Origin of the sequence: Halomonas sp. G11, assembly GCF_001663515.1 — a bacterium.
Lineage (GTDB): Bacteria > Pseudomonadota > Gammaproteobacteria > Pseudomonadales > Halomonadaceae > Vreelandella.
In genome coordinates, this window is sequence record NZ_LYXG01000002.1 from 112,731 (window position 1) to 130,626 (window position 17,896).

Annotated in this window: 16 protein-coding genes; 7 read left to right on the forward strand and 9 right to left on the reverse strand. The window is 56.8% G+C overall.

The features are described from left to right. The first annotated feature begins 179 nt into the window (after nt 1-179). Nucleotides 180-596 (forward strand): SRPBCC family protein, encoded by a 417-nt coding sequence (locus ADS46_RS01710; protein ID WP_066315457.1) that lies wholly within the window; start codon nt 180-182, stop codon nt 594-596. A gap of 85 nt (nt 597-681) precedes the next feature. Here the strand turns inward: ADS46_RS01710 and ADS46_RS01715 are convergent, their stop codons facing one another. The 9 genes from ADS46_RS01715 to ADS46_RS01755 form a co-directional block, all read right to left on the reverse strand. Beyond that, nucleotides 682-921: a DUF2789 domain-containing protein gene (locus tag ADS46_RS01715; RefSeq protein ID WP_066315459.1), complete on the reverse strand. Its 240-nt coding sequence runs from the start codon at nt 919-921 to the stop codon at nt 682-684. Between the two features lie 79 nt (nt 922-1,000). Then, a complete protein-coding gene (locus ADS46_RS01720) occupies nt 1,001-2,038 on the reverse strand; it encodes an asparaginase (RefSeq protein ID WP_066315460.1) in 1,038 nt (345 codons plus the stop codon). Beyond that, nucleotides 2,038-3,270 carry an MFS transporter gene (locus tag ADS46_RS01725; RefSeq protein WP_066315462.1) on the reverse strand — a complete coding sequence of 411 codons (1,233 nt, stop codon included), beginning with the start codon at nt 3,268-3,270 and terminating at the stop codon, nt 2,038-2,040. The genes ADS46_RS01720 and ADS46_RS01725 overlap by 1 nt, the downstream gene beginning before the upstream one ends. A 44-nt stretch (nt 3,271-3,314) precedes the next feature. Continuing rightward, entirely contained in the window at nt 3,315-3,818 is a 504-nt protein-coding gene (locus ADS46_RS01730; protein ID WP_066315465.1) for a hypothetical protein, read from the reverse strand. 75 nt (nt 3,819-3,893) lie between these two features. Continuing rightward, nucleotides 3,894-5,147 (reverse strand): DEAD/DEAH box helicase, encoded by a 1,254-nt coding sequence (locus ADS46_RS01735; RefSeq protein ID WP_066315493.1) that lies wholly within the window; start codon nt 5,145-5,147, stop codon nt 3,894-3,896. Between the two features lie 230 nt (nt 5,148-5,377). Then, nucleotides 5,378-5,860 (reverse strand): hypothetical protein, encoded by a 483-nt coding sequence (locus tag ADS46_RS01740; RefSeq protein WP_066315469.1) that lies wholly within the window; start codon nt 5,858-5,860, stop codon nt 5,378-5,380. A 27-nt stretch (nt 5,861-5,887) separates the two neighbouring features. Beyond that, a complete protein-coding gene (locus ADS46_RS01745) occupies nt 5,888-6,472 on the reverse strand; it encodes a PqiC family protein (protein ID WP_066315471.1) in 585 nt (194 codons plus the stop codon). Nucleotides 6,473-6,481: 9 nt separating this feature from the next. Next, complete coding sequence (pqiB, locus tag ADS46_RS01750) at nt 6,482-8,167, reverse strand: intermembrane transport protein PqiB (protein ID WP_066315473.1); 1,686 nt, start codon at nt 8,165-8,167, stop codon at nt 6,482-6,484. Further along, nucleotides 8,160-9,491: a paraquat-inducible protein A gene (locus tag ADS46_RS01755; protein WP_234346742.1), complete on the reverse strand. Its 1,332-nt coding sequence runs from the start codon at nt 9,489-9,491 to the stop codon at nt 8,160-8,162. The genes pqiB and ADS46_RS01755 overlap by 8 nt, the downstream gene beginning before the upstream one ends. A gap of 252 nt (nt 9,492-9,743) precedes the next feature. Between ADS46_RS01755 and ADS46_RS01760 the strand changes: the two genes are divergently transcribed. From ADS46_RS01760 to ADS46_RS01785, 6 genes are all read left to right on the forward strand, one after another. Further along, nucleotides 9,744-10,718: a calcium/sodium antiporter gene (locus tag ADS46_RS01760; protein WP_066315477.1), complete on the forward strand. Its 975-nt coding sequence runs from the start codon at nt 9,744-9,746 to the stop codon at nt 10,716-10,718. A 235-nt stretch (nt 10,719-10,953) separates the two neighbouring features. Next, on the forward strand, nt 10,954-12,363 hold the full coding sequence (locus ADS46_RS01765) for a cytochrome ubiquinol oxidase subunit I (protein WP_066315479.1): 1,410 nt from the start codon (nt 10,954-10,956) through the stop codon (nt 12,361-12,363). Further along, nucleotides 12,360-13,361 carry a cytochrome d ubiquinol oxidase subunit II gene (cydB, locus tag ADS46_RS01770; RefSeq protein WP_066315482.1) on the forward strand — a complete coding sequence of 334 codons (1,002 nt, stop codon included), beginning with the start codon at nt 12,360-12,362 and terminating at the stop codon, nt 13,359-13,361. The genes ADS46_RS01765 and cydB overlap by 4 nt, the downstream gene beginning before the upstream one ends. Before the next feature lie 4 nt (nt 13,362-13,365). Continuing rightward, nucleotides 13,366-15,042, forward strand: a complete 1,677-nt coding sequence (gene cydD, locus ADS46_RS01775) for a thiol reductant ABC exporter subunit CydD (protein ID WP_066315485.1) — start codon at nt 13,366-13,368, stop codon at nt 15,040-15,042. Next, nucleotides 15,039-16,742, forward strand: coding sequence for a thiol reductant ABC exporter subunit CydC (cydC, locus tag ADS46_RS01780; RefSeq protein ID WP_066315486.1), 1,704 nt, complete (start codon nt 15,039-15,041; stop codon nt 16,740-16,742). The genes cydD and cydC overlap by 4 nt, the downstream gene beginning before the upstream one ends. Nucleotides 16,743-16,755: 13 nt before the next feature. Then, entirely contained in the window at nt 16,756-17,745 is a 990-nt protein-coding gene (locus ADS46_RS01785; protein WP_066315489.1) for an adenosine deaminase, read from the forward strand. Nucleotides 17,746-17,896: the final 151 nt, after the last annotated feature.

Genomic DNA, 17,896 nt, shown 5'->3' on the forward strand with positions numbered 1-17,896 from the left:
TAAGTACTCTTATGCCGGAGAATTTATTGATCGTAGCGTGAAGAAAGCCGCTACTGCGTTCCGGGGTCCGGTCCGGAAGGTTGCAAGTGTACGCAATCGAGGTGTTTCTGGCTAGCGCCAGCATGCTCACAATATGGGCTGAAAGTGCTACGCTAGGGGCTTCATTCAAGGGGTTTTATATGGCCACTATTGAACATAGCGCCATCGTCAGGGCCGCGCCCGAACGGGTATTCGCGCTGTTAAGGCGCGTCGAGGACTTTGCCGATTATTCGGACCTGATCAGCGATATCGAACCGCTAGGCGACGAACGCTATCGCTGGCATGTTCGTGCACTCAGCATGGACTGGACATTTGACGTAGTGGTGACCGAGGTTAAATCGCCGGATGTGCTCGCCTGGGAATCGGTCAATGGGGTCAAAAACCAGGGGCGCTATCGTTTGCGTGAAGTGCCGGAAGGCACAGAAGTGGCGCTGACGCTGAGCTATGAAATAGGTAACCGTTTCATGGCAAAGGCCGTGAACAAGGCGGCAACACCGCTGGTGGGCAAGGTGAGTCGGCAAATTCTCGAGCGGGTTGAAGCGCGTCTGCAGGGATGAGTGGCGCGGCGCTCGGGTAGCGCCCATTGGCCGATGCCATCCAGGGCGCCCGGAAACGCCCTGCATTGACATTGACGCGGCTGGTTTACGCTGGCTTGTGCATGGATGCATCAAGATGGTCGACGACTTCCGCCCAGTCGGCATCTTCCTCGACGGCTTCCTTGAGAAACTCTGCCTGCCCTTCATTCCAGCAGGGGGCGTCGGCCAGCGGCATTGTCTCGGGAAGAGGCGCGTGGCGTTGAATGAATCGCTCAATCGAGGCTGCGTCAGATGCAAGGCCCAACTGTTCGAACAGCTCGCTGAAATAATGAACCGGCTTTTCCATAGAGGTTATTCCTGTTGATCCGACGAGTGTGCTGTCACTCTCACTCTAGCGTTAAACGCCGTGATTGCCAGGCGCATATTTAACGTTCGCCAACCAGGGAGCTCAGGAAACGACGGCGACGATCCTCTTCCGGGATCGGCTGGGCGAGCAGGTGCACAAGCTTTCCAAAGGCGGCTTCAGGGGTCATGTCGTCGCCGGATAACACGCCAGCGTCGAGAAGCCCTTTGCCGGCAGCATAAGCGCCCAAATGAACGCTGCCTTGAGGGCACTGGCTGATGGCGGCCAGCATTTTGCCCTCGCCGCTGGCCTTGGCCAGAACGGCGAAAAGCGCCGGGTCATCGGGCAGGTTGCCCGCCCCCCAGAGCTGAAGGATGCCACCTTTAACACGCGGATCCTCCAGCCAGGACGCTAGCTGCCAAGCGGTGATGCCCGGCCAGAGCGCTAATCGAACAATGGCTCCATCGCTCACCGAGGTGTAATCGGGCAGCTCGAACCTTGGGGCGCCACGTTGCTGATCCGCCAAACCGCGACCTGGGTAATGGACAACATGGTCTCCCATGCGCTCGCCGAGTAGCGGATAGTTGGGGCTGGTAAACGCATCCACCGCCTCACTGTGCTGCTTGGTTGCGCGAACACCGCGAAGTAACTTGCCGTGAAAGTAAATCGCCACTTCTTTTACGTGAGGTTGTTCAGCACAGCGTAGCGCCCAATATAAGTTGTCGAGGGCATCGCTGCCGGGAGCTTCCAGGGGTTGCATGGAACCGGTGAGAATGACCGGCCGGTCAATTCCCTGCAGTTGATAGGCGAGGCTGGCTGCTGTCCAACTGAGTGTATCGGTGCCGTGAATGACCACGAATCCCTGGTAATCGCTCAGTCGCTTGGCGATATCATGGGCAAGCTGCGACCAGTTGTCAGGCGTGGCGGAACTCGAGTCGATCAACTGTGGATAGCTTAACACCTCAAAACTTGGCAAGGCCTGCTGCTGAAGAAGGGGCAGTTGGTTAAACGCTTTGGCCAGCCGCGATTCAATGTTGCCCGAGGGGGTCAACCCTTGGTCGCCTGGGCACATGCCAAGCGTGCCGCCAGTATAAATAATCAGCAGGCGAGGGTGGGCCATCACGGTGTCTCCTTATGTAAGCGATCTGCCTGTCCGCTATTGTGCACGACAAGCTGCCCGGAGCTATCGTCGAGGCAGCGTTGGCGCCCGGCAAGCATTGCAAAGCCGCCGCACACTGCCAGCAGGGTAATCAGCAGCCAGGCGATCTGGGCGCCGCTGGCACCGTGTTGCAGCAATAAGCCTACCCCGAATGGGCCAAGTGCGGCGATGGTATAGCCGCCGCCTTGTACCAGCCCGGACAACTGGCCGGACAGGCGGGCATTCGCCGTGCGCAATACCAACAGGCTGAGTGCCAGGCTGAAGCTTCCTCCCTGGCCCAGACCGAGAAGCACGGCGCCGGGCCATTGCCACGATAATGGACCAATCAGCAGCATCGATAGCCCGCAGGCGGTGCACAGCAAGACGCAAAGCAGTGCCGGGCGCTGGTCACGCCCCAGGCGTGCAAGCCAGGGGGCACTGAGCGCTGAGGCAAGCTGACAAAGAATGGAAATGGCCATGGTCCACCCCGCCGAGGCTTCATCATATCCGCGATATACCAACAGTGTAGGCAGCCATCCAAAGACGATGTAGGCCATTGATGACTGAATACCCATGAAGAGCATGACGTACCAGGTCAGCGGTTGACCGAGAAGCTTGAGTGCACCGGCTTGCGGGAGCGAGGCTGGTGAGGAGGTAGTTGACGTCCTGGGCATGTAAATGACCCAAAGAACCAGGGCGGCCAGGGCGAGTAGCGCCCAGCTCATCAAACTGGCCTGCCAACTGCCAAGGTAGTGGGTTAACGGCACGCTTAACCCTGCGCCGAGCGCACCGCCCAGGCACAGCGCCATGGTATAGAGGCCGGTGAGGAGGTCGGCGCTTTGGGGCAACTGGCGTTTGACCAGTGCGGGAAGCAGAGTGCCCGCAAGCCCAATGGCCGCGCCGGAAAGCGCTGATCCCAGGAAAAGAACGCCAGGGAGGGGCAAACCACGAATTATCAGGCCCGTCATTAGCAGCCCCAGGGCAGCACTCAAGGCTCGCTCGCTTCCGATACGCTGGGCAAGCATCGGGGCGAGCGGTGCGGAAAGCCCCAGAAAAAGCACCGGTAGCGTGGTCAGTACGCCCGCTGCAGCCGCCGATAGACCGGCGACTTCCTGCAGCCGGTTGAGTAATGGCGCGACCGATGACATCGCAGGGCGGAGGTTAAGCCCGACGATGACCATGAGTGCAATAAATACGCTGTGGCGTGCCCTCATAAATACGTCTTATTCTAGCAATACGCTTATTTTAGAAATCCGTCTTATTTTAAATAGGGGCGCAAGTCTCCGCGGACGGCATCCAGCAGCGTGATGAAGTGATAATCCTCGGGCGCGTCCAGGCAATCGACCCTTACGCTGGTCCGCATCCCTTTATCCACCTGCACCTGTTCAAAAATTTCCAGGGTCAGCTTGCGGGCCGGTTTATCGCCGGGTGCCAGGGTGCCATCTTCAAGCGTAAAGGTTTCGACCAGTGTGACTCTCACGCGAGTGCTGTTGCCTTCGCTGAGTACCCGGCGAACGAACAGCCAGCCTTCGCAGGGCAGTGCATGCTGGTCATCCCGCTTGCGTAAAAACAGGGTGCGGTAGCAGGCGCCTTCCTTTGAAGCTTTCTCCGCCATGCTGCGATACGCTTCGACGACTTGTTTCGATGTGGCTCGGGCATCTTCCAGGCGTTGCACAACGCCAAAGTGCTCCCGGCTTAATTGGTCTTGCCGCTGAAAGGTTTGCCACTGACGGTATTGTTCAATGAGTTGGGACGACGCCATGATCACTCCGTGAAAACAGGTGCTTGATTAATAGCCTGATAGTCGCGCTACCATCACATGTTCAGATAAGCCTGACTAGCGGCGAGCACGACGCTTGGGCGCCGCATCGCGGTCACTATGCTGGCTGGGTTTACGTTGACTGCGTGCATTACGCGGTTGCCGACGGCCATTTTCGATAGGTTGTGGGGTGGCGTTCGGGTCCGGTTCAAAACCGGGCTCGACGTGCTTGGTCAGGGTCTGTTTTATCAGCCGCTCAATGCCGCGTAACAGGGCATGCTCATCGACACAGACCAGTGAAATCGCCTCGCCATCACTGCCTGCCCGGCCAGTACGCCCGATACGGTGCACATAATCTTCCGCCACATTGGGCAGTTCAAAGTTGACTACATGGGGCAGCTCGTTGATATCCAGCCCGCGTGCGGCAATATCCGTGGCAACCAATACCTGCAGGTCGCCGCTTTTAAACGCCCCGAGCGCACGCGTGCGAGCGCCCTGGCTCTTGTTGCCATGAATGGCCATGGCGGGGATATCCTGCTTGGATAACTGTTCTGCCAGGCGGTTGGCGCCGTGCTTGGTGCGCGTGAAAACCAGCACTTGATACCACTGGTGCTGCTTGATGAGGTGCGCCAGCAGCTCGCGTTTTTTCTCCCGGTCCACCTGGTATACCGACTGGGCGATTTTGTCTGCCGTGGTATTGCGCGGGGCGACGTCGATAAACGCAGGGTCGTTCAAAAACTGCTGCGCCAGGGTTTGAATCTCGTTGGAGAAAGTGGCGGAAAACAGCAGATTCTGGCGCTTGCTGGGGACCAGCTTCAAAAGGCGTTTAATGTCGTGGATAAACCCCATGTCGAGCATGCGGTCGGCTTCATCCAGAACGACAATCTCGACGCTTGACAGGTCAACGTGCCCCTGCTGTTGCAAGTCGAGCAAGCGCCCCGGTGTCGCCACCAGGATATCCAGGCCGCGTTTCAATGCGTCGACCTGGGGCTGCTGGCCGACACCACCAAAAATGATATGCGAACGCAGAGAGAGGTGTTGTCCGTAGGTGGTAACGCTCTCACCCACCTGGGCGGCCAGTTCCCGGGTCGGGGTTAACACCAGTGCACGCACCTGGCGTTTGGTGGCGGGCTTGCCTGCCGATAAACGCTGCAGCATGGGGAGTGTAAAACCGGCGGTTTTGCCCGTTCCCGTTTGCGCGCTGGCGAGCAAATCCCGGCCTTGCAACACGACGGGAATCGCCTGTCGTTGAATGGGTGTCGGCTCGCGATACCCTTGGTCTGTGACAGCGCGCAGCAAGTCGGCGTCGAGGCCGAGGTCAGAAAAGTTCATGCGTTCTCCCAGCGGCTGTTTATGCATGCGTATGGCATCGTTAAACAGCGCACTGTTGAATGATTGGAAATGAATAACCGTAATGAATTGAAGATAACAAGGGCCGGTCACTTATGAATTGACGATTGACGTCCTCTGGCGGCATATCAGAAAGCGCATTCATGGCCGGTGACAAGATTCACTCATAACAAACGATCGATTAAGTGGCCATCATATCATGCCATGAACCGTCAGTCTGGTGTCTTGGCTTGATGCGCATTATGCAGCGATGTGACACGCGCAAGTGAGGCGGGAGGCAAGTCAAGTGTTTCAAGGGTGTGAGCAGGGAGGGCGAATAGCTGTTCGGGGGTAAAAATGCCACGCTCGAATAGCTGGTTGGTCGTCGCGGGGCCAATGCCATCCAACGCCATCAAACGGTTACCGAACAACGCAGTCCGCTCGGCGTGTTTGAGTGACGTTTCGGCGTCGTCGGGTAGCTGACGATAATACGCATCGGCGGAGGCAACAATAAACTGTTCTGTACGAGCCAGCGCGCCTAGGGTAGTACCAGAGGGGGCGTCAGCGGTCAGTATGTGACGTACGCTTATATAATCCGTCATGGCGCTAATCAGCAACGCCTCACTGGCAGGCGCGTGGATGAGCTGTTCCGCTGTCTGATGGAGCCTGTGAACGGCCTCGATGGCGTCTTCTGAGTACCGGGCTGTGTCCGTCATGGCCTTTCAACTCCCTTTGTTGATGGCTTAGGGGCGTGCAGCCATCGTTGCCTGGGCAATCTGCTCGCTGACTTTGTCCCAGCTTTTACCCAAGGCACGGACAAGAGCAGGGTAGCCGTCTTCTTCGAGCGGGGTATCGGCATTGAAGGTTTCCATTGCCAGCACATCGCCCTGCGGACCGATCAGTTGCCACTGCCCGCTGGCGATGGCACGACCATCCTGGCGCCCCTGAAACTGGTCTACTTCCAAGCGTAGCGTGATTGCCTGGTCGTTGCTAGCGGCGTCGCGCACCACTCGCCATCTGGGCAGCGCCTTTGACAGGCGAGCCCGCATTCCGCGTTCCAGTTGACGGCCAATGGCTTCTGCCCACTGATGGGTGTTTGCTTCCCTCAGGGTAATATCATCGGTTTGCATGACAATACCCTCGACATCCAGATAGTGCGGGAGGCGAGGCGATGTCACCTGGAGGGTGCCTGCGGGGGAGGCTGGCGGGCTGGCTAATTGCGCGCCCGGCAATACGTAGCGGGTGGCCGGCGTTGATTGGCTGGCGCAGGCACTCAGCAGCAACGGTACCAATAACATCGCCCCCAGTTTTCCGATCGAATGTCGCATTGTGTATCCTTACTCGCGCGGTGCGCGAGGAATCGGGTCTTCGGTTTCGATACTCTCGAACAGCAGTGCGCGTGGGTTCTCGCTCAGTGTACGAGTCAGCGGCTGGACATCGCGAATGACGCGGTCGAGTCGTTCGACCGTTGACATCAGCTCCTGGTAGGCGGCCGATTCCGGAGACAGGCCTTCCAGCGTGTTCTGCAGCTCTTCAAGCGTACGGTTTACGTTGCCGCCGATAGACTGGGTGTCAGGGTCGTTAAGTAGCTGATTCAGGGATTCGCTAACGGCGCGAACTTCCTGAAGCACAGATTCAGATGCTTGTAGATTCTGATCAAGCCCCGTTAATAGCGGCTCGATTTCCAAGCCATTCAGCTTTTCCAGTAAGTCGGTCACCTGTGCCTGAATTTGTGCAAAGCCACCTGACGTTGTGGGGAACACCGTATGCCCCGAGAAAGACTCCGGCACATAGTGAGCGGCCAGATCCTCGCGGAAGTTCAAGTCCACAAACATCGCCCCTGTCAGCAGGTTGCCGCTTTTGAGGGAAGCACGTAAGCCCAGTGTGAACATGCGCTTGAAGCGAGCATCCCACTCGTCAAGATCCACGTCGGCATTCTCGATGCCGAGTCGCTGGGGTTCGATGCGAATCAGCAACGGGATGGCAAACTGTTCCCGTGAATCCGGCTGAGGTGCTGTGAAATTCCAGGGGACGGCGGCAACGGTGCCGAGCCTAACGCCACGAAACTCAACAGGTGCTCCTTTGGAAAGCCCGCGAACAGTATCGTCGACAAGTAGGACATATTCCAGATAACGGTTAAAGGTACCCTGGCGAGCGCTATCTTCATCGGTATAAAGCTCGAAACGGGTGTTGTTGTCAACGGGCTGCCCCATCGGCAGGTCTTCAGGGACGCCAAAGGTGACGCCCCCGCCCAGCAAGGTCTCAATGGAGTCCACGTTGACACGAACGCCGTCGGCATCAAGTCGAAAATCAATGCCGCTGGCACTCCAGAAGCGCGTGCTTTCTGTGACGAGCTGATCATACGGCTCTTCAATGAATACCTGATGGTGCATGGTGCGTGACTCGGCATCAAAGCGGGTTTCCTCGATCCGGCCGACAGTGAAGCCCTGATAGGAAACCGGGTCGCCCACGCGCAATGAATTGCCTAACTGGCTGATAAGGCTGACTCGCAAGCCTGCCACGCCAGCCGGGGCAACAGGCGGGGTGTCCATGACTTCAAATTCGCGTTGAGGCTCGGAGGAAGAACCCGGCTGAAGTTGTATGTAGGCCCCCGAAAGTACGGTGCCCAAGCCGCTGATCCCTTCGCGTCCGATCCGCGGTTTGACGACCCAGAAGCGGCTATCCTCGCGCAGCATGGCTTCCGCTTCAGGCTGTATGCGGGCGCGTAAAACGGCTTGGGAAAGGTCGTCGGATAGCTGAACGCTTTGTACGCGGCCGATTTCAACGTTACGACTGCGTATCAGCGTATTGCCAGCTTCGATCCCCTCGGCGTTCGGCATCGTCAAGGTGATCATGGTGCCCCGGGAGGAATAGTTGTCGTATACCAGCCATAAGCCAATGACCAGCGCGACAATGGGTACAATCCAGATGGGCGAAAGCCGTGTCTGGGGGCTGGGTTTGGCACGATGCATTGCCGCTTCGCCCTGTGGTTCGTTGGAGGGCATGTCGTTTTCGTTAGCCATTAATCACTTCCTTACGGGCGTCGCTTTGTCCTGGCGATGTCGTTATGGGGGTATCCCAAAGCAAACGTGGGTCAAAGGTCATGGCGGCCAGCATGGTCAGCACGACCACTGCTCCAAAGGCGAGGGCTGCCGGCCCCGGGTTGATCGTCATTAGCGAATCGGCGCGGATGAGCGCTACGAGAATGGCGACGACAAACACATCGACCATCGACCATCGACCGATAAACTCGGTGATCCGGTAAAGCGTTGTTCGCGTTTGTGCATTGAAGGCGTCGCTACGGTGAGCCACGCTGCATAGCCAGGCCAGCGCGAACAGTTTGCCGACGGGAACAATGATGCTGGCCACAAAAATGACGCCTGCTATCGGCCAGGAGCCGCCTTGAATCAACTCGACAATGCCGCCCACGATCGTCGAAGGGGAGCTATTGCCGAGGCTGGTTGTGGTCATGATGGGAAATACATTGGCCGGTATGTACATGATTGCGGCAGCAGCGAGTAATGCCCAGGTGCGTTGGACGCTATGCGGAAAGCGAGGGTGCAGCCGCTCATGACAGCGCACACAATAATGCTTGCCGTTTGGCGCCAACCGATTGATCAGCCCACAGGTGGGGCAACTGGTAAGCTGCTGGGACGCGGCTGACATGCCTGTTTGTGTGCCTTCCGGGGCCAGTGGCTCGCCCTCCAGGGCAAACCACATCCAGTCGGCATCAATCGATTGCACTGTCATCAACAGAAGAAAGGCAAAGGCGCAAAACGCCCAAAACGACAGACCCAGTTCAATATCAGCAAGCCCCGCCACTTTGATCAAGCTAACCAGGGCGCCCACGATAAACACATCGGCCATCATCCAGGGCGTTAAATGGCTCAGTGAACGAGCCGTTGAACGGCTGAATGGCAATGGTGCGTTGCGTAACAAACCGTATTGCAGCCATAAGGTGCCTATCAAATACACCGCGGGCAACACCACGATGGTCATGATGACGCCGATAGCCACCAAGGGTTGATGAAAGGCAATCAGCGTGGTTGCCGTTTCGGAAAGCTCGATACGGTTGCTCACCCCGCTATAGCTGAAACTGACAAAGGGGTAGGAGACCGCCAGTAAAAGAGCAATAAGCGATGCCATCGCGAGTGCCATGCTGCGCTGGGCTGGGTAACGATTGCGCTTGACCAGGACATGCGAGCAGCGCGGACAGCAGGCTTTTTCACCGGATTTGAGGGGCGGTAACGCCGATACCCAGTCACATTCATGACAGGCGCGCAGGCGTCGCCTTTGAGTGCGGGCCTCAGGTGGTTGTTGGTCAACAAGCGGCGCATTGACCTTCAAGTTGGGATGTCTGCTTAGCCAGTTCTGTGACAAATGATGATCTCGCTCGCGTGAGTAGGCAAAGCAATACGCTCTCGGTTATAAGTCTGTCAAATGTTGGGTAAAATTCACCTGATCGTTATCAGGTTGTCGTTGACCTTGAGCGATGAATGAATAATGATCGCCACGCGAATTTGCAGCCTCTCCGGCATGGCGGGTCATTCAATGCCCAGGCCATTGCCACCTTGTGAAAATGCCATCCAAAGGAACCTTATGTTACTTGCTCTTATCGCCGTTGTCGTTGGCTTGATACTGCTTATCTGGAGCGCTGAGAAATTTATTGATGGCGCCGCGGCGACGTCTCAATGGCTGGGGCTATCCCCCCTGTTGATTGGCATGCTGGTGATCGGTTTTGGCACATCGGCTCCCGAGATGATGGTGTCGGTGCTGGCAGCAGTGCAAGGTAACCCGGGGTTGGCCGTGGGTAATGCCTACGGTTCCAATATCGCCAATATTGGCCTGGTGCTGGGGTTTGTTGCTTTATTGGCGCCATTGGCCGTGCACTCGAGCGTCATTCGCAAAGAGATACCGCTGTTACTGGTAGTGATGCTGGTGACCGGGCTGATGCTGTTGGATGGCTGGGTGGCCCGCTGGGAGGCAATCTGTTTATTGTTGGCACTGGTGGTATTTATCGTTATCAGCGTTGTGCGTTCTAAAGGCCAGCAGGACGATGCGCTTATCTCGGAAGTGGCGGAAACGCTGGATAGCAAACCCATGTCGCGGGGTAAAGCCATCATCTGGACCCTGGTTGGTCTGGTGCTGTTGATTGCCAGTTCACGCCTTTTGGTCTGGGGGGCTGTCGAGATCGCCGTCGCGTTTGGCGTCAGTGATCTGATCATTGGTTTGACCGTTGTGGCGATTGGTACCTCATTACCCGAGCTGGCTTCATCGATTAGCGCACTGCGTCGTAATGAGCACGATATGGTACTCGGCAATGTCGTGGGCTCGAACCTATTCAACAGCCTTGCTGTGGTTGGGTTGGCAGGCGTCATTACACCGATTGAAACCGGTCAGGAGGTGCTTCAGCGTGACTGGGTCGTCATGTTGGTGATGACAGTGCTGATGATGCTGTTCGCGTTCTCCTGGAAAGGTCGCCCGCGGCGCATCAACCGCTTTGAGGGCGGTGGATTATTAGCGCTTTTTATTGCCTATACAGGCTATCTGGTGAGTGTGGTCGTGTTGGCCTGAGTTGTTTGTATAACCGTCGTTATCGCCTGGGGCTTAAAAAATTGACCTGCGTCAACGCGACACGGTGAAAACCCAAAACGCATGCCGCATCCATACCTTCTAAGCTGTAAACTCAAGGGGTTGTTGATCAAATAAGCTTAGTGACTACAAATAGAAGAGCGTGATCCAAAGGGACTCACCTAAGCTTGTTTTAAGCCTTTTAGAAAAAGGCTCCATGGGACCTTAGGAGGGAGTTATGGAACTTGATCCGCTATTGCTATCGAGACTCCAGTTCGCATTCGTCGTGTGTTTTCACGCCATCTTTCCTGTCTTCACGATCGGGCTGGCGTCCTATATTGCGGTTCTGCACGGGATATTCTACAAAACGGAAAACGACGCCTGGGATCGCCTGGCACAATTCTGGACCAAGATGTTTGCCGTTGTGTTTGGCATGGGGGTCGTGACAGGCATCGTGATGTCGTTTCAGTTCGGTACGAACTGGAGCAACTTCTCTTTCGCCACGTCAAATTTCCTTGGGCCTGTCCTCAGCTACGAAGTGGTGACCGCTTTCTTCCTTGAGGCGGCATTTCTGGGTGTTTTGCTCTTCGGGCGTGGCAAAGTACCAGAAGGGGTGCACCTGTTTGCCGCGATCATGGTGGCGGTGGGTACCTTTATTTCCTCGTTCTGGATCCTTTCCGCCAATAGCTGGATGCAAACCCCAGCAGGCTATGAAATGGTGGATGGACGCTTCCATATCACCTCCTGGATGGCGGCAATCTTCAATCCCTCCTTCTGGTACCGCTTTGTGCATATGGGCATGGCGTCGTTCCTGACCGGTGGCTTTGTGGTGGCAGGTGTCAGCGCCTGGTTCCTCCTGCGTAATCGTGATGTCGAAGCGAATAAAAAAGCCCTTTCAATGTGTCTGTGGCTGTTGCTTTTCCTGGCACCGGCGCAGGCTGTCGTCGGTGATTTTCACGGCCTTAATACGTTGGAGCACCAGCCCACCAAGGTGGCGGCAATGGAGGGGAATTGGGAAACTCAGTCCAATGTGCCACTTTTGCTGTTTGCACTGCCCGATCAGGAAGCTCAGGAAAACCGCTTTGAAATCGGTGTTCCCAGCCTGGCAAGTCTCATCCTGACCCATAGTGCGGACGGCGTAGTCCCGGGTATCAACGAAATGGCACCTGATGAACAGCCCCCTGTGGCGCTTGTTTTCTGGTCGTTTCGTGTGATGGTGGGGATTGGGCTTTTGATGATAGCCGTCGCGACAGTTGGCTTGTTTCTCCGCCGTGGAGGACGTTTCTTCCAGTCGCCGCTCTATCTTAAAACACTGGTAGGTATGATTATTTCCCCTTTCCTGGCCGTGCTGGCCGGCTGGGTGGTCACCGAGTCGGGGCGCGCGCCATGGCTGGTCTACGGTGTCATGACCCATGCTGAAGGGTTAACCCCTTCGCTGACAGGCGGTATGGCGCTGTTTACGCTGCTGGGCTACGTCGCCGTGTATGCCGTCGTGTTCTGGGTGGGTATTTACTACCTTACTCGTGTCGTGCGTAACGGCATGCTGGCGGACTCCATGGAAGTAACCGGCGAAGTCGAGCGAGCCAAACGTCCTTTCTCTGCGGCTCACACGCCTTTCGACAGTGATTATGAGGGAGCAACCAAATGATCAGCCTTGACCTTGCAATAATCTGGGCCGGCATTATTGGCTTCGGCGTTATCATGTACGTCATTATGGACGGCTTCGATCTGGGATTGGGGATACTTTACCCCTTTGCACCGGATGAAGCGTCGCGCGATGTAATGATGAACTCAGTCGCACCGGTGTGGGACGGTAACGAAACCTGGTTAGTATTGGGGGGAGCGGGGCTTCTGGGCGCCTTCCCGCTGGTTTACTCCGTGTTCCTGCCGGCGCTTTATATCGGCGTGTTTTTGATGCTGGCGGGATTGATTTTCCGCGGTATCTCATTTGAGTTTCGCTTCAAGTCGAAGAAAAATCGCCATTGGTGGAACCGCGCATTTTGTGGAGGATCCGCTGTCGCTGCTTTTGCTCAAGGCGCTGTCGTAGGTGCTTATATACAGGGCTTTGCGGTAGAGGATTTTGTCTATGTAGGCGGTGCGCTCGATTGGCTGACACCGTTTAGCGTGCTGACTGGTCTGGGCTTGATGGCGGGCTATGCCCTGCTGGGCTCGACCTGGCTGATCCTGAAGTCGGAAGGTTATGTGCAGCAGTGGGCCTACCGGATAACCCCGAAACTGTTGCTGGCCGTGCTGGTGGTGTTTGGTATTGTCAGCCTATGGACACCGTTGGTGAGCCCTGAGGTGCGCGATCGTTGGCTCAGCCAGATTCACTTGATCTGGGTGTTCCCCATCCTTGCGATGGTCTGTGCTTATGTGCTTTTCCGCGCTGTTAAGCGCCAGCAAGAAGGCTTGCCGTTTGTCGCCTCGCTTGGCCTGTTCATTTTCACCTACCTGGGTTTGATTGCCAGCAAGTGGCCGGTGATCGTGCCGCCCAACTACACTATCTGGGATGCTTCCTCGGCCCCGGAATCCCAGCTCTTCCTGCTGATCGGTGTGCTGTTTGTCATCCCCATCGTGCTGGCCTATACCGCTTGGACCTACTGGGTCTTCCGTGGCAAGGTGCGCGTCGGAGAGGGTTACCATTAAGCCGATGGCAGCCGTTCCCAGCCATAAGAAGCTTACGCCGCGCCACTGGTTAACCTCGCTTGCTGCATCAGAACGCAAGCGGCTAGCGGGCGCGGCGTTCTTTGGTACCTTGGCAGGCTGTCATACCGTACTGATCGTAACGGGCCTGGCCTGGTTGATTGATCAACTGGTGGTTGACAGCCGGTCGCCAGGTGACTTGACGCCTGTTTTCGCGCTCCTGGTCGTCGCCGTGTTGTTGCGTGCGCTGTGCCAGTGGACCTCAGAACGATTGAGTCTGGATGCCAGCCTTCGCATCAGGCGCAGGGCCCGTGCTCAGCTGCTTGATAAAATCACTGCCTTGGGCCCCGCATGGCTGACATCACAGCAAAGCGGGGCCATTGCGGCTCAGGCGGTAGAGCATATTGACGCCTTGGACGGCTATTTTGCGCGCTATCATCCGCAACTGCGGATCACCATGTGGGTGCCGCTCGTCATTCTTGCCGTGGTGGTATGGCTGGATTACCTGGCTGCTGTTTTCCTGCTGCTGGCGGCACCGCTGATTCCGCTGTTTATGGCCCTGGTGGGGATGGGGGCAGAGCGCATGAACCGTGATCAGTTCGCCGCCGTTGCCCGACTGTCAGCGCATTTCATAGATCGAGTGCGCGGTATCACCACGCTTCAGCTGTTTGGTCACACAGCGGCGGCACAGCAGGCGGTCTGGGTGGCCTCAGACCAGTATCGACGTTTGAGCATGCGGACGTTGAAGCTGGCATTCTTGTCCTCGGCGGTGCTTGAGTTCTTTTCGTCGGTGGCCATCGCGGTTGTCGCCATGTATGTCGGCTTTGGTCTGCTGGGTTACATCGAGTATGGCCCCGCCCCTTCATTGACGCTGTTCTCCGGCCTGGCGGTGTTGCTACTGGCGCCGGAGTTCTTCCAGCCTTTGCGCACGTTATCCATGCATTATCATGATCGAGCGGCGGCATTGGGCGCCGCAGAGAGCATCGTCAATACCCTCAACGAGCCGCCTGTGATGCGCGACATTTCTCCCTCAACCACCCGAACCGACAATGCGCTGGTGGAGCTTGAGAAGGTTCAGGTCAGCTATCCGGGTCGTGGTGTGGTGATGGGCCCCTTGGATCTCACCCTAAAGCAGGGTGATGTGGTGGCGATCAGCGGAGAGTCGGGTAGCGGTAAGTCGACATTGCTCGCGTTATTGGCAGGGTTCATTGGGCCAAGCGATGGTGTGTGCCGCCATTCAGCGACGAACCAAATCGCGTGGCTGGATCAGCAGCCCTGCCTGTTGCAGGGGAGTCTGGCCGATAATCTGCGCCTGGCGAACCCCCAGGCATCAGAAGATGCGATGCAAGTCGCGCTAAGGCGTGCCGGTTTGCTTGATGTGGTGAATGGCCTTCCAGAGGGGCTGGATACCTTGCTTGGCGAGCGCGGTGTCGGTTTATCGGGTGGCCAGGCTCAGCGTCTGGCGCTGGCGCGTGTTTACCTGAGTGGCGCACCATTGATCCTGCTCGATGAGCCGACAGCTAAGCTCGACGAGACAACAGAGCAAGCCGTGGTAGGGGCGTTGATCGACTGGATAAAAGAAGGGCGCACGCTCGTCGTTGCCACCCATCACCCGGCGGTCATCAAAGCGGCGAATCGCCACTTCAAAATGACCCATGGACAGATCGAGGAGATGCCCGCTTGAGGGATATCTATCGCCAATTCTTACCGTGGTTGAGATTGCTTACCCGCCGTCGGCGCGCTTTCATGCTGGGGACCTTGCTGGCAGGGTTGACGCTTCTAGCCGGTGTCGCACTGCTGGGTCTGTCGGGTTGGTTTATCACCGCCAGTGCGCTAACGGGTATTGCACTGGCGTTGGGGGTGCCCGCCATCCTGGATGTCTATGTGCCGGGTGGTGGCATTCGCTTCTTTGCGCTACTGCGGACCGTCTCGCGGTATGCCGAGCGTGTTTATAACCACAATAGCGTACTGACATTGCTGGCGGATTTGCGCTTTCGTGTATTTGGTCAATTAACCCGCCTTGATGATTTGACGCTCGGCCGTCAGCGGGCAAGTGATTGGCTGACCCGCCTTACATCCGATATCGACACTCTGGATAATTTTTATCTCCGGGCCTTGATGCCGCCTCTGGTTGCGCTCCTGGGTAGCGCCATCATGGTACTGTTTGTCGCGCTATGGCTGCCTTACGCGGCCTTGCTGATGGCGGGCGTTCTCGGGGGGCTCTGGCTGGTCACGACAGTGGGGTTTTCCGTCTGGGGGTGGCGGCAAAGCCACCACCATGTTGGTGATCAGGAAGTCTTGCGTCACTTGGTGATTGATCAGGTTCAGGCCAGTGCAGAGTTGACCAGCTATTGCAGCGATCATTGGCACCGAGGCTTTGTCGACGCTCATGAGCAGCAGGTCCTGCACAATCAGCGCCAGGTAGGTAACAAGCAGGCGCTTGGCAATGCAGTTGTTGCTGCGGTGACTAGTTTGCTGGCGTTAGGGGTGCTTTGGCTGGCGGGAGAGGTGCTGGCGCAAGGCCAGGTTGACGGTCCCATTGTTGTGATGGCCGTGCTGATGGCGCTGGGTATCAATGAGGCGTTCAGCGTTCTACCCAATGCGTTTGTTCGGCTGGGGGCGAGCTATGCCGCTGTTGAGCGATTGAACAAGCTTGAGCCGCGCGATTCGTCGAACACTACTTTATCTCCAGCTGTCGTGTCGTTAGACGATGGCGTGATCTTTGAAGGCGTGTCGTTGCGTTATCCCGGTTCGCTTTCCCAGGCTTTGAGTGACATTGATTTTTATCTTTCCGCGGGCAAACGCGCTGTCGTGACCGGCATGTCGGGGGCTGGGAAATCAACCTTGGCGGCGCTCATCATGGGGCGGTTGGCGCCCACCCATGGGGTTGTCAAGGTACTGGGGGGAGCGCCCACATCGTTGTCCGATACACAACGCGCGGCGCATTTGGCAATGCTTACCCAGCACGTGGATCTATTTGATGCCTCCCTGGCCGAGAATTTGCTCATTGCGGACCCATCTGCAAGTGACGAGCGGCTTTGGCAAGTCCTCTCTGACGTGGCCTTGGCCGATTGGGTTGAAGGTTTACCCAGGGCGCTCGATACAGAGGTGGGCGAAAAAGGCCAGCAACTTTCTGGGGGGCAAGCCAGGCGGGTTGCATTGGCACGGTTGATGCTGCGTGACCCGCAGGTTGTGATCCTTGATGAGCCTTTTGCAAGCGTTGATGCAGTGACCGCCCAGCACTTGGCGGCTTCGCTTGATCGTTGGCTTGGCAGTAGAACAGTTATCTATTTTATCCATCAAGTCGATCAGCCTGACTTGTTGCCGCATATCGATTACCACTGGCACCTGGATGCAGGTAAGCTTGGCCTTGAAGCTAATTAGACAGGAGTCCTGTATGCACGATTTTTTGCGCCAGCTTCCCAAGGTAGAGCTGCATCTTCACATCGAAGGATCGCTTGAGCCCGAACTGATGTTCGCGCTGGCCCAGCGCAATAACATTGATTTGCCGTATGCTTCTGCCCAGGAAGCAAAAGAGGCGTATGACTTTAATGATTTGCAGGCGTTTTTGGACCTTTATTTTCAGGGCATGAACGTGCTTCGTCACGAGGAAGACTTTTACGATCTGGCGATGGACTATTTTCATCGCGCTCGCCGGGAGGGCGTCGTACATGTCGATATGCATTTCGACCCCCAGGCGCATCTGCAAAGAGGTGTGCCGCTGGAAGTGGTCATGGGCGGACTGCTCAAAGCCAAGCAGGAAGCCGAGGAATCCATGGATTTTTCGGTCGGCATGATCATGGCGTTTTTACGCGATCGCCCGGCAGAAGAAGCCTTGCACGTCCTCGAGCAAGCCGCGCCCTACTGGAAGTTTATCGATGCAATCGGTTTGGACAGTGCGGAACGCGATCACCCGCCATCTGAGTTCAAGACACTTTTTGCGCGGGCCAAAGAGATCGGTCTGGTTCGCTTAGCGCACGCAGGCGAAGAGGGACCGGCGGACTATATCATCCAGGCGCTCGATCTTCTGGGGGTGGAGCGTATCGACCATGGCGTGCGCTGCCTGGAAAACCCGGACCTGGTGGAGCGACTTCGTCGTGAACAGGTCGTCCTGACGGTTTGCCCGTTATCCAACGTCTGTCTAAAAGTCGTCGATGACCTGCGTGAGCATCCTTTGCCCACCCTGCTGCAGGAGGGCCTGAACGTGACCATCAGCTCCGATGATCCTGCTTACTTTGGCGGCGGAATGCTCGCCAATCATGTGGCTTGTGCTGACGCTTTCGGCTGGTCTGAAGATGTGTTTGTGCAATTGACCCGAAACGCAATTGATGCCGCGTTCGTATCCGCCGATCGGCGTGCCGACTTATTGGCCCGCTTGGCTGCTTGAACGACCATTGGTAAGAAATGTGTCGCAGCTGGTTGACCTCGCGTAAAAAAAACGTATCATACGCACCACATCGAACGGCGACGCCTTTCGATCGCTCTTTAATAATGTGATCAGGTAATTCATGTGGGCGCTTGCCGATGAGGGTGATAAA

What these genes read in the sequence shown, in the direction of transcription:
- ADS46_RS01730 (WP_066315465.1), bottom strand. Translation starts at nt 3,818, where the DNA reads ATGGCGTCGTCCCAACTCATTGAACAATACCGTCAGTGGCAAACCTTT.
- ADS46_RS01710 (WP_066315457.1), top strand. Translation starts at nt 180, where the DNA reads ATGGCCACTATTGAACATAGCGCCATCGTCAGGGCCGCGCCCGAACGG.
- ADS46_RS01735 (WP_066315493.1), bottom strand. Translation starts at nt 5,147, where the DNA reads ATGAACTTTTCTGACCTCGGCCTCGACGCCGACTTGCTGCGCGCTGTC.
- ADS46_RS01760 (WP_066315477.1), top strand. Translation starts at nt 9,744, where the DNA reads ATGTTACTTGCTCTTATCGCCGTTGTCGTTGGCTTGATACTGCTTATC.
- ADS46_RS01715 (WP_066315459.1), bottom strand. Translation starts at nt 921, where the DNA reads ATGGAAAAGCCGGTTCATTATTTCAGCGAGCTGTTCGAACAGTTGGGC.
- ADS46_RS01765 (WP_066315479.1), top strand. Translation starts at nt 10,954, where the DNA reads ATGGAACTTGATCCGCTATTGCTATCGAGACTCCAGTTCGCATTCGTC.
- cydD (WP_066315485.1), top strand. Translation starts at nt 13,366, where the DNA reads ATGGCAGCCGTTCCCAGCCATAAGAAGCTTACGCCGCGCCACTGGTTA.
- ADS46_RS01740 (WP_066315469.1), bottom strand. Translation starts at nt 5,860, where the DNA reads ATGACGGACACAGCCCGGTACTCAGAAGACGCCATCGAGGCCGTTCAC.
- ADS46_RS01725 (WP_066315462.1), bottom strand. Translation starts at nt 3,270, where the DNA reads ATGAGGGCACGCCACAGCGTATTTATTGCACTCATGGTCATCGTCGGG.
- pqiB (WP_066315473.1), bottom strand. Translation starts at nt 8,167, where the DNA reads ATGGCTAACGAAAACGACATGCCCTCCAACGAACCACAGGGCGAAGCG.
- ADS46_RS01745 (WP_066315471.1), bottom strand. Translation starts at nt 6,472, where the DNA reads ATGCGACATTCGATCGGAAAACTGGGGGCGATGTTATTGGTACCGTTG.
- cydB (WP_066315482.1), top strand. Translation starts at nt 12,360, where the DNA reads ATGATCAGCCTTGACCTTGCAATAATCTGGGCCGGCATTATTGGCTTC.
- ADS46_RS01720 (WP_066315460.1), bottom strand. Translation starts at nt 2,038, where the DNA reads ATGGCCCACCCTCGCCTGCTGATTATTTATACTGGCGGCACGCTTGGC.
- ADS46_RS01785 (WP_066315489.1), top strand. Translation starts at nt 16,756, where the DNA reads ATGCACGATTTTTTGCGCCAGCTTCCCAAGGTAGAGCTGCATCTTCAC.